14 protein-coding genes are annotated in these 15,709 nt (G+C 71.6%); 11 read left to right on the top strand and 3 right to left on the bottom strand.

Translation table 11 applies throughout. The features are described 5' to 3' along the window. Window positions 1-216 precede the first annotated feature (216 nt). On the bottom strand, window positions 217-720 hold the full coding sequence (locus ACIP5M_RS23575) for an NUDIX domain-containing protein (protein ID WP_401200635.1): 504 nt from the start codon (window positions 718-720) through the stop codon (window positions 217-219). A 167-nt stretch (window positions 721-887) separates the two neighbouring features. Between ACIP5M_RS23575 and ACIP5M_RS23570 the strand changes: the two genes are divergently transcribed. After that, window positions 888-1,355, top strand: coding sequence for an NUDIX domain-containing protein (locus ACIP5M_RS23570; RefSeq protein ID WP_401200632.1), 468 nt, complete (start codon window positions 888-890; stop codon window positions 1,353-1,355). 58 nt (window positions 1,356-1,413) lie between these two features. Beyond that, window positions 1,414-2,249, top strand: a protein-coding gene (locus ACIP5M_RS23565; protein WP_401200110.1) for an IS5 family transposase whose coding sequence is annotated in 2 segments (ribosomal slippage) — window positions 1,414-1,761 and window positions 1,764-2,249 — 834 coding nt in all. Because the reading frame shifts where the segments join, the coding sequence is not laid out codon by codon here. A 787-nt stretch (window positions 2,250-3,036) separates the two neighbouring features. Here the strand turns inward: ACIP5M_RS23565 and ACIP5M_RS23560 are convergent. Continuing rightward, window positions 3,037-4,590 (bottom strand): AMP-binding protein, encoded by a 1,554-nt coding sequence (locus tag ACIP5M_RS23560; protein ID WP_401200107.1) that lies wholly within the window; start codon window positions 4,588-4,590, stop codon window positions 3,037-3,039. 130 nt (window positions 4,591-4,720) lie between these two features. On the opposite strand from ACIP5M_RS23560, the gene ACIP5M_RS23555 reads away from it, so the two are divergent. The 6 genes from ACIP5M_RS23555 (at window position 4,721) to ACIP5M_RS23530 (ending at window position 11,331) form a co-directional block, all read left to right on the top strand. After that, window positions 4,721-5,926, top strand: coding sequence for an amidohydrolase family protein (locus ACIP5M_RS23555; RefSeq protein ID WP_401200105.1), 1,206 nt, complete (start codon window positions 4,721-4,723; stop codon window positions 5,924-5,926). Next, on the top strand, window positions 5,926-7,080 hold the full coding sequence (locus tag ACIP5M_RS23550; RefSeq protein WP_401200103.1) for an acyl-CoA dehydrogenase: 1,155 nt from the start codon (window positions 5,926-5,928) through the stop codon (window positions 7,078-7,080). Before ACIP5M_RS23555 ends, ACIP5M_RS23550 begins: the two co-directional genes overlap by 1 nt. A gap of 5 nt (window positions 7,081-7,085) precedes the next feature. After that, a complete protein-coding gene (locus ACIP5M_RS23545; RefSeq protein ID WP_401200101.1) occupies window positions 7,086-7,988 on the top strand; it encodes an acyl-CoA dehydrogenase family protein in 903 nt (300 codons plus the stop codon). Between the two features lie 334 nt (window positions 7,989-8,322). Further along, window positions 8,323-8,796 (top strand): ATP-binding protein, encoded by a 474-nt coding sequence (locus ACIP5M_RS23540; protein ID WP_401200099.1) that lies wholly within the window; start codon window positions 8,323-8,325, stop codon window positions 8,794-8,796. A gap of 480 nt (window positions 8,797-9,276) precedes the next feature. Continuing rightward, window positions 9,277-10,500: a beta-ketoacyl-[acyl-carrier-protein] synthase family protein gene (locus ACIP5M_RS23535; protein WP_401200096.1), complete on the top strand. Its 1,224-nt coding sequence runs from the start codon at window positions 9,277-9,279 to the stop codon at window positions 10,498-10,500. A 114-nt stretch (window positions 10,501-10,614) separates the two neighbouring features. Next, on the top strand, window positions 10,615-11,331 hold the full coding sequence (locus ACIP5M_RS23530) for a hypothetical protein (protein ID WP_401200630.1): 717 nt from the start codon (window positions 10,615-10,617) through the stop codon (window positions 11,329-11,331). 67 nt (window positions 11,332-11,398) lie between these two features. On the opposite strand, the gene ACIP5M_RS23525 is transcribed toward ACIP5M_RS23530, so the two are convergent. Next, window positions 11,399-12,325 carry a cyclase family protein gene (locus tag ACIP5M_RS23525; RefSeq protein WP_401200093.1) on the bottom strand — a complete coding sequence of 309 codons (927 nt, stop codon included), beginning with the start codon at window positions 12,323-12,325 and terminating at the stop codon, window positions 11,399-11,401. 83 nt (window positions 12,326-12,408) lie between these two features. Here ACIP5M_RS23525 and ACIP5M_RS23520 point away from each other — a divergent pair, with 83 nt between their 5' ends. From ACIP5M_RS23520 to ACIP5M_RS23510, 3 genes are all read left to right on the top strand, one after another. Then, on the top strand, window positions 12,409-13,329 hold the full coding sequence (locus tag ACIP5M_RS23520) for an SDR family oxidoreductase (RefSeq protein ID WP_385184748.1): 921 nt from the start codon (window positions 12,409-12,411) through the stop codon (window positions 13,327-13,329). Window positions 13,330-13,436: 107 nt separating this feature from the next. Continuing rightward, entirely contained in the window at window positions 13,437-14,636 is a 1,200-nt protein-coding gene (locus tag ACIP5M_RS23515) for an acyl-CoA dehydrogenase family protein (RefSeq protein ID WP_401200089.1), read from the top strand. Continuing rightward, window positions 14,633-15,700 (top strand): Zn-dependent alcohol dehydrogenase, encoded by a 1,068-nt coding sequence (locus tag ACIP5M_RS23510; RefSeq protein ID WP_401200086.1) that lies wholly within the window; start codon window positions 14,633-14,635, stop codon window positions 15,698-15,700. The genes ACIP5M_RS23515 and ACIP5M_RS23510 overlap by 4 nt, the downstream gene beginning before the upstream one ends. The last annotated feature ends 9 nt before the right edge of the window (window positions 15,701-15,709 follow it).

The following is a 15,709-nucleotide window of genomic DNA, read 5'->3' as shown; positions in this document are numbered from 1 at the left end:
CTGCCTCGGGCGTCTGCGGGCCGCCTGGGGCTGGTCATAGGCCGCCCACGATCGCTACACAGGCGCCCTGGGACCGCGACAGCGGCTCTATCGGACTACCTGGACCCAAGCGGAGTGAGAGGACGAACCATTCGGCGTCAGGTTCCGTCTGGGCCGACCGCACCGCTCTTGGAGCGCTGAAGTCGTCCCTGGGCATGAGGTGGAGCAGCGTGATGCTCATGCTGCCGGCCAGCCGTTCAGGGAGACGTCGGAGCCGCTGTTCAGATAGTGGTGGAGAGCACTGCCGGTGGCGTCGACAAAGGCTTCGGGGAGGGCGTCAGCGTCGACCCAGCAGACTTGGGAGTGCTTACGGGGTTCGCGGTTTTCGGGCTCGCCGGCCCACTCATGGGTGGCGAAAACAACCGTGAGGAAGCCATGGGGGGCCTCGACGCCCCAGGCGCCGTGGATGATGTGGGCGACCTTGAGGGACTCGGGCTTCACCGTGAGGCCCGTCTCCTCGTAGAGCTCGCGGACTGCGGTCTCGGTGATGGGTTCGCCTGGTTCGCTCTTGCCGACAGGGAGGTCCCACAGGCCCTGACCGAACTTGGCGTTCTCGCTGCGCTGGAGGAGTACAACGCGGTTGGTGGCCTTGTCGTGGACGATGACGGCCGCGACCAGCAGGGTCATCGACTCGAGTGCCGGCTTGAGGGCTTGGGGACGGTCGGCGGACTGCTTGGCCACGGTGTTCCTTTCGATGGACAGGTGATTGTTACCCCGATCCTGGCGCGCTGGGTCGGCCACGATTCTCCGATGATGCATCTGCGCCGCGGGCAGACTGATGGCATGTTCGACCGCTTCGCGGCTCATATGGAGGAGTCGTGGACGCAATGTCCGGGAGGTGCGGCCCGATGGCCAGGCGTGACTACGAAGACGACCCCAACGCCCCTGCGCCGAACAGCCTGGTGCCAGCGGCATCGACGATCGTCGTCGATGACGACGGTCGGGTCTTGCTTCAGCGCCGTACGGACAACGGTACGTGGGCGCTGCCCGGCGGAAAGATGGAGCTCGGGGAGAGCATCGGCGACTGCGCGGTCCGGGAAACCTTTGAGGAGACCGGCATCGAGGTTGAGATCGTAGGCATCGTCGGTACGTATACGAACCCCGGACACGTCTTCGCCTACGACGACGGCGAGGTGCGGCAGGAATTCTCGATCTGTCTCCTCGCCCACCCCACCGGGGGAAGCCTCCGAACATCGGACGAATCGCTGGAAGTTGCTTGGTTCATGCCCGACGCCACCGACGACCTCCCGATGGTGCCCAGCATCCGCAAGCGCATCACCGACTGGCGAACCGGTCGTGGCCCTGCCATTCGCTGACAGCGCTCGCTCTTAGAGGTCCTAACAGAAGTTGCTGATCATGTGACTTTCGGTTCGGATGGTCGTTGGTCCGGCCTTGGGGAAACGTCAGTCGCGGCCGTGGATCGTGTCGGATGAACTGCGGTCACTGATCGAGCCGTTGCTGCCCGAGCCGCCGCCGAAGCAGGTGGAGGGCCGGCCGCGGGTGCCGGACCGGCAGGCGCTCTGCGGGATCCTGTTCGTCCTGCACACCGGCATCCAGTGGGAGTACCTGCCGCAGGAACTGGGCTTCGGATCCGGTATGACGTGCTGGCGGCGTCTTGCCGCGTGGAACGACGCCGGCGTGTGGGACCAGCTGCACCTGGTGCTGCTGAAGAGGCTGCGGGTGGCGAAGAAGCTGGACTGGTCGCGGGCGGCGATCGACTCCACCCACGTCAGGGCCGCGCGGCGGGGCCCAAAAGCGGGCCCAGCCCGGTCGACCGCGCACGTCCGGGCAGCAAGCACCACCTGATCGTCGACGGCCAGGGCATCCCACTGGCCGTCTCGCTGACCGGCGGAAACCGCAACGACGTCACCCAGCTCATGCCGCTGCTGAACAAGATCCCGCCGGTCCCCGGCCTGGTCGGCCGGCCCCTCAGACGCCCCGACACACTCCTGGCCGACCGCGGCTACGACCACGACAAGTACCGCCGACTGGTCTGGGCCCACGGCATCAAACCGGTGATCGCCCGCCGCGGCATCCCACACGGCTCCGGCCTCGGCGTCTACCGGTGGGTCGTGGAACGAACCATCGCCTGGCTCCACGGCTTCCGCCGGCTCCGCATCCGCTGGGAACGACGCGACGACAACCACGAAGCCTTCCTCGGCCTCGCCACCTGCCTCATCCCACACCGCCACGTCCAACGCCTTTGTTAGGACCTCTTAGGGGAGTGAGGCTGTCGGCTGTTTGTGACCGCCTGGGCGGCGCATGTCCAGCCCATGACGGTCTGGACGCCGCCTGATCGCTCGGCTGTGTAGCGATCGTGGGCGGCTTATGACCGGCCCCGGACGGCCGCCGGATGCCGTCGTCGAGGAGCGCGTAGCGATGTGACGCGCTCCCCGCTCCTGAGGAGCTTCTCGCCGCTGTTTGCTGCGGGTAGTCGGCCCGCCCGGCCCCGGAATGAGTCTGCTTGCGGGCCTGGGCGGGCGTGCGGAGGCTCGAGGACCACCGCGAGGATCACGGGCTGCCCCGGCGCCGAAGCCTGGAGCAAGGTGAGCGTCCTTTTGGGGGCTTCCCGGCAGTCCTTGTCTTTCCGGGGTGGGACGGTCTGTCAAGGGTGGCCGCAGGCCATCGCGAAGCGACGCGACCGCAGGGAGCGCCCTTGACGGGCCGGCCCGCACCGGAAGGACTATGGGACTGGCGGGAAACCCCCAAACCCTCTCTGGTACCGAGCAGTCGGCTCCCGACCCCCGAAGCCCCCGCACCCGGTCTTGCTTCCGTCCTCGCCAGGCTGCCGCCCGTATGCCCCGCTTCACCTGCCACTGCCATTTGTGGGCTCCTGCCCCCCAGCTCCCGCCCAGCAGACCACCGCGTCTGCCACTCCGCCGAAGGGGGCGGTGGGCAACCGCCGCCCCGGAGGGGGGGGTGAGAGGGGGCCAAGGCCCCGCTCGGCCGTGGCCTCGTACGCCGCCCGCCGCCCGCCGCCCGCCGCCCCAAGCCCGGTTACGCGAAGCGTTCGCGGAGTTTGTACTTCAGGACCTTGCGGAGGGCGTCGTTGCGGGGGAGTGCGTCCAGGAGTTCCAGTTGTTCCGGGAGTTTGTGGGTGGCCAGGCCCGCCGACCGTAGGTATGACGTCAGTTGGGGGAGGGTGAGGGGGGTCGCGCCCGGGGGTTGTTCGATGACCGCGCAGACGCGTTCGCCTCGGGACGGGTCCGGGAGGCCGATGACTGCCACGTCCGCCACGGCCGGGAGTTGGTGGAGGAGGTCTTCGATCTCCTTGGCCGAGATGTTCTCGCCCTTGCGGATGATGACGTCCTTGCTGCGGCCGGTGAGGACCAGGTAGCCGTCCGGGGTGAGGTGGCCGAGGTCGCCCGTGATCAGGTAGCCGTCGGGGTCGAAGGCCTCCGCCGAGTGGTCGCGGTTCAGGTAGCCCTGGCAGACCGCCTCGCCCTTGAGGCGGACCTCGCCGTCCGTTCCGGGGGGCAGCGGGGTGCCGTCCGGGGTCGTGATGCGGATGGACATGCCCTCCGGCGGGCGGCCCTCGGTCGTGGCGAGGTGGTCGGCCGTGTCGTCCGGGGCGCCCATGGTGATCATCGGGACTTCGGTCATGCCGTAGCCGTGCGTCAGCTGGCAGCCCAGCTCGCGGACCACGGCGTGGTAGATCTCCGGCGGTTTCGGGGCGCCTCCGCCCGCCAGCAGGCGGAGGGTGGGGATGAGTTTCGTGGCGGGGGCCTTGCGCTGTTCCGTGAGGAACATGGAGTAGAAGGCCGTGGAGCCGCCGGCGACCGTGACCCCGTGGCGGCGGTATCCGTCCAGTGCGTCCGGCATGGCGAACTTCTCGAAGAGGACGGCCGGGAAGCCGTAGAGGAGGAGCATCACGGTGTAGTCGGGGCCGGCTATGTGCGCGAAGGGGAAGGCCATCGAGCCGACGTCGCCGGGGGTCAGGTGCAGGGCGTGCGCGAGGCAGGAGCCGCCCGCGATCAGGGAGCGGTCGGTGTGCAGGACGCCCTTGGGGTCGGAGGTCGTGCCGGAGGTCCAGTAGATCCACCGGACGTCCGTGCCGGAGGCGGGCGGTGGGGGGAGTACGGCGGGGTCGCCGTCGGGGAGTGAGGCGTACGCCTCGAAGACCCCGTGCGCCCCGAGCCGCCCCGCCATCGCCGGGTAGTCGAAGCCGCGCCACACGCCGGGGACGGCGAAGTACTCGGCCTTGGACTCCCGGAGGGCGAAGCCGACCTCCCGGTCCCGGTAGAAGGGGATGACGGGGGACTGGACGGCTCCGATCCGGGCGAGGGCGACGGAGAGGAGGACCGTCTCGATGCGGGTGGGGAGCTGCCAGGCGACGACGGTACCGGGGCGTACGCCCATGTCGTGGAGGCCGGCCGCGACCCGCTCGGAGCGGTCGCGGAGCTCCGCGAAGGTCAGTCGGCGGTCCTGCGCGGGGTCGTCCGCCGCCTCGATGAGGACGGGGACGTCCGGGGTCAGAGCCGCCCGGCGGGTGATCAGTTCCCACAGGGTGCGGGAGCGGCTCAGTTCTGTCGCGGTCGCGGTGTCCGTCATCCCAGACCTCCCCATAGCTGACGGTTAGTCAGATCGAGTGCAGAGCGTAGGGCGCGGGCGCTTGTCGGTCCAGGGGTGGCGAGGCTAGCTTGTTTCTGACGATCCATCAGATCGGGGAATTGGGGAGACCATGGAACTGCCTCGGATCATCAGCGTCGACGACCACGTGATCGAGCCCGCCCACCTCTTCGACGTGTGGCTGCCGGCGAAGTACCGCGACCGCGGGCCCAAGGCGCTGACCGCGGGCATCGGCGAGCTCGAGTACACGGGCGGCAAGTACGTGATCTCCATGGACCCCGACGGGCCGCCGACCGACTGGTGGATCTACGAGGACCTGAAGTTCCCGTACAAGCGCAACATCGCCGCCGTCGGCTTCGACCGCGACGACATGACGCTGGAGGGGATCACCCGGGAGGAGATGCGCAGAGGGTGCTGGGACCCCGCGGCGCGGCTCGCCGACATGGACCTCAACCACGTGGAGGCGTCGCTGTGCTTCCCGACGTTCCCGCGCTTCTGCGGGCAGACCTTCGCCGAGGCGCACGACAAGGAGGTCGCGCTCGCGTGCGTGCGCGCCTACAACGACTGGATGGTCGAGGAGTGGTGCGGTGACAGCGGCGGCCGGCTGATCCCGCTGTGCATCATCCCGCTGTGGGACATCGACCTGGCGGTCGCGGAGATCCGGCGCAACGCGGCCCGCGGCGTGCGCGCCGTGACCTTCTCCGAGATCCCGACCTACCTCGGGCTGCCGTCCATCCACTCCGGCTACTGGGACCCCTTCTTCGCCGTATGCCAGGAGACCGGCACGGTGGTCAACATGCACATCGGGTCCAGCTCCCAGATGCCCGCCGCCTCCCCCGACGCGCCGCCCGCCGTGCAGGCCTCGCTCAGCTTCAACAACGCGATGGCCTCGATGATGGACTTCCTGTTCAGCGGGGTGCTCGTGAAGTTCCCGACGCTGAAGCTCGCCTACAGCGAGGGGCAGATGGGCTGGATCCCGTACGCACTCGAGCGCGCCGACGACGTCTGGCAGGAGCACCGGGCCTGGGGCGGGGTGCGTGACCTGATCCCCGAGCCGCCGTCCACGTACTACTACCGGCAGATGTTCTGCTGCTTCTTCCGGGACAAGCACGGGATCGCCTCGCTGGACGTCGTCGGACGCGACAACGCGACCTTCGAGACCGACTACCCGCACGTGGACTCGACCTTCCCGCACACCAAGGAGGTCGCCCTCGACCACGTGAAGGGCCTGGACGAGGAGACCGTCTACAAGCTCATGCGCGGCAACGCCATCCGGATGCTCGGCCTGTCCTTCGACCAGGACCGCAAGAGCCGCTGATGGACCTCACCTACACGGAGGAGGAGCGGGAGTTCCGGGCGCGCCTGCGCGAGTGGCTGGCCAAGGTGCTGCCCGAGCTGCCCGCCAAGCCCTCCCCGGACGACTGGCCCGGGCGGCGCGCGTACGACCTCGGCTGGCAGCGCAGGCTGTACGAGGCCGGGTACGCCGGACTGCACTGGCCGGTGGACGCGGGCGGGCGCGGGGCCACCCCGACCCAGCACCTGATCTTCCTGGAGGAGACGGAGCGCGCGGGAGCCCCATACGTCGGCGCGAACTTCGTCGGGCTGCTGCACGCAGGCCCGACCATCGCCGCCGAGGGCACGGCCGAGCAGCGGGCTCGCTGGCTGCCGCCCGTACTGCGCGGCGACGAGGTGTGGTGCCAGGGGTTCAGCGAGCCGGACGCGGGCTCCGACCTGGCCTCCCTGCGGACGCGGGCGGTGCGCGACGGCGACGAGTACGTGATCACCGGGTCGAAGATCTGGACCTCGCACGCGGAGGTCGCCGACTGGTGCGAACTGCTCGTGCGGACGGATCCGGAGGCCCCCAAGCACCGGGGGATCTCCTGGCTGGCCATGCCGATGGACGCGCCGGGGGTGACCGTACGGCCGCTGCGCACGCTCGCCGGGTCGACGGAGTTCGCGGAGATGTTCCTCGACGGGGTGCGGGTGCCGGTCAGCCACCGGGTGGGGGCCGAGAACGACGGCTGGCGGGTCACCATGGTGACGCTGTCCTTCGAGCGGGGCACCGCCTTCGTCGGCGAGGTCGTCGCCTGTCGCCGGACCCTGGGCGAGCTGGCCCGTACGGCGAAGGCCAACGGGCGCTGGGACGACCCGGTGCTGCGGCGCAGGCTGGGGCGGCTGTACGGGGAGTTCGGGGCGCTGTGGCGGCTCACGCAGTGGAACGTCAGCGAGTCGGAGAGGACCGGCGGCGTCCCCGGAATCGGCGGATCCGTCTTCAAGCTGGCCTACTCGCACGCGCGCCAGGAGCTGTACGACACGGCCGCGGAGGTGCTGGGCGCCTCGGCCCTGTCCCTGGAGGAGGAGTGGACCCTGGACCGCCTGTCCTCGCTCTCGTACACCATCGCGGCGGGCACCTCGCAGATCCAGCGCAACATCGTCGCCGAGCGGATCCTCGGCCTCCCGAAGGGCCGGTGAAGGGCGTGGACTTCCAGCCGACCGAGGACCAGAAGGCTCTGCGGGCGGGCGTACGGGACCTCCTGGCGGGCCGGTACGGGCGCGAGGCGCTGCGCGCGGCCGTGGACACGGGCACGGCGGTGGACCGCGCGCTGTGGCGGGAGCTGGGCGAGGCGGGGTTCTTCGCCCTGCGCCTGCCGGAGGCGGAGGGCGGGGTCGGGCTCGGGCTGCCGGAGGCGGTGCTCGTCTTCGAGGAGGCGGGGCGGGCCCTGCTGCCGGGGCCGCTGGTGGCCACGCACCTGGCGGCCGGGGTGGTCCCGGGCGCGGCGGCGGGGACGACGGTGGTGACCGCCTTCGACCTGGGCGGGAGCGGCCTGGTGACGCACCTGGCGGAGGCGGACGCGGTACTCGGCCGGCCGCGGGTCCCGGCGGGTGAGCCGGTGCGCTCGGCGGACCCGTTGACGCCGCTGCACCGGGCGGCGGACGCGGCGCCGGCGCCGGAGGAGTACCGCGCGGCGGGGGCGCTGCTGACGGCCGCGCTCCAGCTCGGCAGCGCGCTGCGGACGGTGGAGCTGGCCGTCCGGTACGGGAAGGAGCGCGAGCAGTTCGGGCAGCCGATCGGGGCGTTCCAGGCGGTCAAGCACCTGTGCGCGCAGATGCTGGTGCGGGCGGAGGTGGCCCGTACGGCGGTCTACGCGGCGGCGGTGACGGCCGATGCCGGTGAGATCGCCACGGCCAAGCTGCTGGCCGACGAGGCCGCCGTACGGGGCGCCCGGGACTGCCTGCAGGTGCACGGCGGGATGGGCTTCACGTGGGAGGCGGACGTGCACCTGCACCTGAAGCGGGCCTGGGTGCGGGCCGAGCAGTGGCGCACCGCGGCGGAGGCGGAGGAGTTGCTGGCGGCGGAGCTGGCCGCCTCGTCCTCGTAGCCCGGTGTGACGGGCGGGGGCACGGCGCGGGCACGGGAGGGACGGCGCGGGACGCATGTCCGATTACAGAGAGTTGATATCGGTTTGTGTCCTTCGCTCGCACCCTTACGGCCCGGAGTCAGGGGCGTGCTCCGGTACGCTCCCACGAATGCGAGCGGTTGAGCGGCGAAGGCGCCGCACAGTATGCACCACGCCTACTCCTTCGCGCGGGAATATGCCCGAAGCGCTTGTTGTGGTGACTGTATGTCAACCATGCTGCTCCGCAAGGGGATCACGGTGGGTGATCCCATCCTGTCGCGTGGCGAAGTGTCCGCCGGTTCGGATGGTGTGAGCGGTGCAGGTGCTTCAGGTGCAGCTGGAGGTAGGACCGGACCCCGCCGAGGTCGGGCGGGCGCGCCGGTGGGCGCGGTCCCGGTTGGCCGGGTCGGGGGTGGGGGACGACGAGCCGCTCGCCGAGACGCTGATCCTGCTGATCTCCGAGCTGGTCACGAACGCGGTCGTGCACACGGGATGTCCGGCGGTGCTGCGGATGCTGTTCGGGGGGCCGGGGGTGCGGGTCGAGGTCGCCGACGCGAGCGACCGGGCGCCGGCCCGCCGACAGGCCGCCGGGGACGACACGGGCGGTCGCGGCCTGGAGCTGGTGGACGGCCTGGCGGACCGCTGGGGCTGGCAGCGCGAGGGCGCGGGCAAACGCATCTGGTGCGAGGTCGACCGCGCGGAGAAGGCCGCGTCGGACCGTGTGGCGGACGGCCCGCAGCGGGCGCCGGAAGGAAGTTCCCGGATCCGGGAACCGCACGTGTACCTCTAAAGAGGTGTTGACGGTTCGTCACACGTTGATCACCCTGGTGGGGAGCGATTCGACGCGAGGGGACGCCAAGGGCAGGCCTTGACGAGTGCGGGTCGCGGGGTGGCGGCTGCCGTGCCGCGCTCGGGGCGTGCATGCGCGTACGCCGCCACCCGCAGGTCCTTCCCGCCGTAGGGCGTCTCGCGGTGCCGCGGTTCATGCCGCGTCAGGCGCCGTGCATGGCCCACCTGATCGGCCACCCCTGCTCCGTGACCACACCGGCAGGGACGGCCTCCGGCTCGCAGCCGACACCGTGGGGATCGCCGGTCCCGACCCCCGAGTCGTACGCGCCTATGGCGGAACCCTACAAATTCCCGCCGCCCGACTCCGTTGATCATCTTGATCGGAGTCGGGGCTTCTCCTTGGCAGTGTGGGTGTCACGGAATACGGCCCGCCCCGCCGACCGGCGAGCGGGCTGTGCGCACACGACAAGGGGGATCAGTGATGCATGCCGACAGTGACCAGGTCGTCGTCACCGGACTCGGCGCGACCACCCCGCTCGGCGGGGACGCGGCGGACACCTGGGCGGCGATGGTGCGCGGGGAGAACGGGATCGGCCCCATAGAGGAGGAGTGGGCGGCCGCCCTCCCGGTGCGGATCGCCGGCCGGCTGCGGCGGGAGCCCGGTGAGGTGCTGGACCGGGTTCAGGCCCGCCGGATGGACCGGTGTGAGCAGATCGCGCTGGTCGCCGCCCGCGAGGCCTGGCAGCACGCCGGTCGGCCGGAGGTCGACCCGGAGCGGCTGGCGGTGGTCATCGGCACGGCCACGGGCGGCGCGACCACCCTGCTCGGGCAGGACGACGTCCTGGAGGCCTCGGGCGTGCGCAAGGTATCGCCCCACACCGTCCCGATGCTGATGGCGAACGGGCCGGCCGCCCACGTCAGCATCGACCTCGGGGCCCGGGGCGGCGCGCACACTCCGGTCAGCGCCTGCGCGTCGGGGGCCGAAGCCATCGCGATGGGGCTGGACCTGATCCAACTGGGCCGTGCCGACGTCGTCGTGGCCGGCGGCGCGGAGGCCTGCCTGCACCCGCTCCCGCTCGCGGGCTTCGCCCAGGCCAAGGTGCACTCGACGCGCAACGACGACCCGGCGGCGGCCTCCCGTCCCTTCGACGCCGGGCGCGACGGCTTCGTCATCGGGGAGGGCGCGGCCGTGGTCGTCCTGGAGCGGGCGGGCTTCGCCGCGGCCCGGGGCGCCCGGGCCCATGCCGTGCTCGCCGGGGCGGCGGTGACCTCCGACGCGCACCACATCACGGCCGCCCACCCGGACGGCCAGGCACGGGCGATGCGCCGGGCGATCGCCGCCGCCGGGCTGTCCCCGTCGGACATCGCCCTGGTGCACGCGCACGCCACGTCCACGCAGTTGGGGGACCTGGTGGAGGCCCGTTCGGTGACGGCGGCCGTCGGCACGCACCCGGCGGTGACGGCGATCAAGTCCATGACGGGGCACCTGTTCGGCGCCGCGGGTGCGTTGGGGGCCCTCGCGGCGGTCCTCGCGGTGCGCGACGGGGTGGTCCCGCCAACCCGCAACCTCGACGTGCTCGACCCCGCGATCGCCCTGGACGTGGTCGCGGGCGGGGCGCGGCACGGCCGGTTCCCGGTCGCGCTCGCCAACTCCTTCGGCTTCGGCGGCCACAACGCCTCGCTGGTGTTCACCTCCGCCGGCTGAGCGGGCCCGGCGGAGGGTGTCGGTCCGGCGTGGAACCATGAGGTGTCCATGACGCGTCACCGTTCGCGCGTCGGACCCGTCCCACCCACCCTCACCACCCATCAGGAGAAGCGCATGGCCAACCCGTACGCGGTGACGCCCCCTCCGCCCCCGCAGCCCCCGCGGCGCTCGGGAGGCGGCAAGCTCCCGGCCGTCCTGGTCGTCGTCCTCGTCATCGTCGGCATCATCGGGGTCTCCCGGTGGCTCGGCAAGGACGGTGACGCGGGCAACGCCAAGGGTTCGTCGGCCTCTGCCACCGCGTCCCCCTCGGCCAAGCCGTCCAAGGACCCCGCCAATCCCGAGTCCTCCTCGGACACGTCGAGTTCGTGGAAGGTCGGTGACTGCGGCGGCCCCGACCCGGACAACAAGCCGGACGGCTACCGGCCGCAGAAGTGCTCGGCCACCGGCGCCACCTTCAAGGCCATCGACATCAAGGACGCCAGCATGTTCCCGGGCGCGATCCAGTGCCCGGCCGGGACGGACCTGATGATCCAGGTGAGCATCTCCTACGGTTCGAGCAAGAAGGGCGGCATCCCCACCAACACCGTCTGCGGCCGGAACCTGTCCGGCGAGCACCCGGGTGACGCGGGCGCCGGCGGCGGCCAGCTGGTGCAGGGCGACTGCATCGACTCGCAGGCCCAGGAGGTGCCCTGCGCCTCGGCCGGCAAGGGCACGTACAAGGTGCTCGGTCTGACCAAGACCGAGGACGAGTGCCCGGCCGGCACCAACGAGCCCATGAAGCTCACCATCGCCATCGGCCGCCCCTACGACGTGATCTGCGCCAAGGGCTGACGCCGCGCCGCGCACGCCCCCGTACGCCGCCGCCCCGGTCCCCCGACCGGACGGCGGCGTACGTGTGTCAGAGCACCGCCACCGGGGCCACCGGGGTTCCCGTGGCGCCCACGAAGGGCTCCGGCATGGCCGACAGGAGGAAGGAGTGGCGGTTTTCTTCTGCACAGGCTGTGGACAACGTTTCGAGGTTCCAGTTCTGGCCCTGGTGCATGCCCATCTCGACCAGGTCCAGGGCGTGCACGGGGAGCCAGAGGTTCTCGATCTCCGGGGGGAAGATCTCGAAGGTCAGGGTGTCGTTCGCGACCGCCGCCACGTCCCGGGCGTGGAACCACTCCGGCGTGCGGACGGACAGGCCCGGGGACGGGAAGCCGTAGCCGTGCTTGTCGCCCGCCAGGTAGACCTGGACCTGGCCGGTGCGGACCAGGACGATGTCGCCGGCGCGGACCGTCACGCCGCCGAACTCCTCCGCCTCCGCCAGGTCCTCCGGGGTGACCGCGTGACCCCCGGGCAGCCGGTCCAGGCCCTTGGCGCGGGCCACGTCCAGCAGGACGCCGCGCGAGACGACGGGGCCGGCCTTGTCGATGCCGCTGAACTCGGCGCGGCCGTGCGCCGTGATGGAGGACGCCGGGCGGCCGTTGTAGATCTTTCCCGAGTGCGAGACGTGGGTGAGGGCGTCCCAGTGGGTGCCCGCCTGGAGCCCCATGGTCACGGCGTCGTCGCTGCACGCCACCGTGCCCGGACCGAAGATCTCCTGGTTGATCTGCACCATCGTGTGCAGCGGGTTGACCCGGCCGGGGATCATGCCCGCCTGCACCCCGTCCTCCTTCAGCGGCAGGGCCAGCGGTATCCGGCGGCCGCTGCGGACCTCCGCCGCGGCCGCCCGGACCACGTCGTCGGTGATGAGGTTGAGGGTGCCCATCTCGTCGTCGGCGCCCCAGCGCCCCCAGTTGTTGACGCGCTTGGCGATGTCGTGGAACTCGGCGGGCAGGGTCATGAGGTCCCCCAGGGCTTGTGCTCCGGTATCTGACTGGTCATAGAATCTAACGGTCCGTCAGAAAACGCGGGAAGGGGCCGGACGTGGGGAACTTCTTGGCAGGCAAGGTCGTGGCCGTCACCGGCGCCGGCCGGGGCATCGGACGGGCCGTGGCACTCGCCGCGGCCGCCGAGGGCGCCAAGGTCGTCGTCAACGACTACGGCGTCGGAATCGAGGGCGGCGAGCCGACGAGCGAGATCGCCGACGGCGTGGTGAAGGAGATCCTCGCCGCCGGCGGTGAGGCGGTCGCGGTCGCGGACGACATCTCGACGATGGCGGGCGGCCAGCGCATCGTCGACACGGCACTGGCCCGCTACGGGCGCATAGACGGAGTCGTCTGCGTGGCCGGCATCCTGCGCGAGCGGATGCTGTTCAACATGTCCGAAGAGGAATGGGACCCGGTGGTCGCCACCCACCTCAAGGGCACCTTCACCGTCTTCCGCGCGGCCTCCGCCGTCATGCGCAGGCAGGGCGGCGGCACCCTCATCGGCTTCACCAGCGGCAACCACCAGGGCTCGGTCGCCCAGGCCAACTACAGCGCCGCCAAGGGCGGGATCATCTCCCTCGTCCGCTCCGCCGCGCTCGGCCTCGCCAAGTACGGGGTCACGGCCAACGCCGTCGCCCCCGTCGCCCGGACCCGCATGTCGGCCAACGTCCCGATGGAGCTCAAGGAGATCGGCGAGCCCGAGGACGTCGCGGCGCTCGTCACCTACCTGCTCTCCGACAAGGCCGTCGCAGTCGGCGGGGAGAAGATCACCGGGCAGGTCTACACGATCGCCGGGCCGAAGATCGCCGTCTGGGCGCAGCCGCGCGAGCTGCGCGCCGGCTACGCCGAAGGCTCCTGGACACCGGAGAAGATCGCCGACTTCCTGCCCGGGACGGTGGGCACCGACCCGATGCCGATGCTCGCGCAGCTGGAGGCCATGGCCAAGGCGGCGGCCGCCAAGGACCGCCCCAACGCGTGAGCCCTGGCCGGGCGTTCTGCGGGGATCGGCGCGCGCCCGCTGTAAGGGGCAGGGGCGCGGGGCAGGGCCAGGGCCAGGGGAGTCGAGGGACAAGGGAGCCAGGGGACATGGACTTCAGCTTCGGCGAGGAGGACGAGGAACTGCGCGTCGCCGCCCGGGCGTGGCTCGCGGAGCACCTCGTGGGCCCGTACGCGCAGGCCCGCGGCCTCGGTGGCCCGGGCAGCGAGTACGAAGGGGTCGAGGCCCGGCGCGCATGGGAGCGCGAGCTGGGCCGCGGCGGCTGGATCGGGCAGGGCTGGCAGGCCGCGCCCGGGGCGTACGGACAGCGGCGGCTCTCCCTCGCCGGGCAGGTGGTGTGGGCCGAGGAGTACGCGGCGGCGCGCGCGCCCGGCCGGGTCGGGCACATCGGGGAGAACCTCCTCGCGCCCACCCTGATCGCGTACGGGAGCCAGGACCAGCGGGACCGCTTCCTGCCCGGCATCGCACGCGGCGAGGAGCTGTGGTGCCAGGGATACAGCGAGCCGGGCGCCGGCTCCGACCTCGCGGGGATCCGTACCTCCGCCCTGCGGGACCGGGCCGACGGGGCCTTCCGCGTCACCGGCCAGAAGATCTGGACCTCCCTCGCGCAGGAGGCCGACTGGTGCTTCGTCCTGGCCCGCACCGAGCCCGGCTCCCGGCGCCACCGCGGCTTGTCGTTCCTGCTCGTACGGATGGACCAGCCCGGGCGCGTCGAGGTCAGGCCGATCCGGCAGATGTCGGGCACCTCCGAGTTCAACGAGGTCTTCTTCGACGGGGCGGTGGCCTGCGAGGTCGTCGGCGGCGAAGGCGAGGGCTGGACCGTCGCCATGGGCCTGCTCGCCCTGGAGCGGGGCGTCTCCACACTCGTCCAGCAGATCGGTTTCGCGGCGGAACTGGAGCGGGTGGTGCAGGCCTACGCGGCTTCGGCCGATCCCGACCCGGTCCTGCGCGGGCGCCTCGTACGGCAGTGGGCCGAACTGCGCACCATGCGGTGGAACGCCCTGCGCACGCTCGGCACCACGGACGACCCGGGAGCCCCGAGCGTCGCCAAGCTGCTGTGGGGCGGATGGCACCGGCGGCTCGGCGAGCTGGCGGTGGAGGTCCGCGGCGCGGCGGCCTCGGCCGGGCCGTGCACCTGGGAGCCCGGGATCCCGTACGAGCTCGGACTCGACGAGGAGCAGCGGCTCTTCCTGTTCACCCGCGCCGACACGATCTACGGCGGCTCGGACGAGATCCAGCGGAACATCATCGCCGAGCGCGTGCTCGGCCTGCCTAAGGAGCCCAGGTGAGAGGCGTCGTGTTCGACGGCAAGCAGGCCCAGGTGGTCGACGACCTGGAGATCCGCGATCCGGGGCCGGGTGAGGTCCTGGTCGCGATAGCGGCGGCCGGTCTGTGCCACAGCGACCTGTCGGTGATCGACGGGACGATCCCCTTCCCGCCGCCCGTGGTGCTCGGGCACGAGGGGGCGGGGGTGGTCGAGGCGGTCGGCTCCGGCGTCACGCACGTGGCGCCCGGCGACCACGTGGCGCTGTCCACGCTCGCCAACTGCGGGGCGTGCGCGGACTGCGACCGCGGCCGGCCGACGATGTGCCGCAAGGCGATCGGGATGCCCGCGCAGCCCTTCTCGCGCGGCGGGAAGCCGCTGTTCCAGTTCGCCTCGAACTCCGCCTTCGCGGAGCGCACGATCGTCAAGGCCGTGCAGGCGGTGAAGATCCCGGACGACATCCCGCTCACGTCGGCGGCGCTGATCGGCTGCGGGGTCCTGACGGGCGTGGGCGCGGTGCTGAACCGGGCGAAGGTGGACCGGGGCGATTCGGTGGTCGTCATCGGCACGGGCGGGATCGGCCTCAACGTCCTCCAGGGCGCCCGGATCGCGGGCGCGACGACCATCGTGGCCGTCGACGCCAACCCGGCGAAGGAGGCGGTGGCCCGGCAGTTCGGCGCCACGCACTTCATCGACGCGTCTGCCGTCCCCGACTCCTCGGCGGCGGTGAAGGAGATCCTCCCGACGGGCACCGACCACGCCTTCGAGTGCGTGGGCAACGTCAAGCTGATCCGGCAGGCCGTCGACCTCCTCGACCGGCACGGGCAGGCGGTGCTGCTGGGCGTGCCCGGCTTCACGGAGGAGGCCTCCTTCCTCGTCTCCTCCATGTACCTGGACAAGACGATCATGGGCTGCCGGTACGGGTCCTCGCGCCCGCAGCGTGACATCGCGCTGTACGCCGAGCTCTACCGGCAGGGCAGGCTGCTGCTGGACGAGCTGGTCACCGAGGTCTACCCGGTCGAGGACTTCGCCAAGGCCGCGGACGACGCGCACCACGGGCGGGTGGCCCGCGGGGTGCTCACCTTCTAGGGAGTGTCG

The organism is Streptomyces sp. NPDC088762 (genome assembly GCF_044750905.1).
Taxonomy (GTDB): domain Bacteria; phylum Actinomycetota; class Actinomycetes; order Streptomycetales; family Streptomycetaceae; genus Streptomyces.
The sequence above is the reverse complement of the archived record's forward strand: the minus strand, read 5'-3'. Positions and strand labels throughout refer to the sequence as shown.

What these genes read in the sequence shown, in the direction of transcription:
- ACIP5M_RS23570 (WP_401200632.1), top strand. Translation starts at nt 888, where the DNA reads ATGGCCAGGCGTGACTACGAAGACGACCCCAACGCCCCTGCGCCGAAC.
- ACIP5M_RS23560 (WP_401200107.1), bottom strand. Translation starts at nt 4,590, where the DNA reads ATGACGGACACCGCGACCGCGACAGAACTGAGCCGCTCCCGCACCCTG.
- ACIP5M_RS23555 (WP_401200105.1), top strand. Translation starts at nt 4,721, where the DNA reads ATGGAACTGCCTCGGATCATCAGCGTCGACGACCACGTGATCGAGCCC.
- ACIP5M_RS23550 (WP_401200103.1), top strand. Translation starts at nt 5,926, where the DNA reads ATGGACCTCACCTACACGGAGGAGGAGCGGGAGTTCCGGGCGCGCCTG.
- ACIP5M_RS23535 (WP_401200096.1), top strand. Translation starts at nt 9,277, where the DNA reads ATGCATGCCGACAGTGACCAGGTCGTCGTCACCGGACTCGGCGCGACC.
- ACIP5M_RS23530 (WP_401200630.1), top strand. Translation starts at nt 10,615, where the DNA reads ATGGCCAACCCGTACGCGGTGACGCCCCCTCCGCCCCCGCAGCCCCCG.
- ACIP5M_RS23525 (WP_401200093.1), bottom strand. Translation starts at nt 12,325, where the DNA reads ATGACCCTGCCCGCCGAGTTCCACGACATCGCCAAGCGCGTCAACAAC.
- ACIP5M_RS23515 (WP_401200089.1), top strand. Translation starts at nt 13,437, where the DNA reads ATGGACTTCAGCTTCGGCGAGGAGGACGAGGAACTGCGCGTCGCCGCC.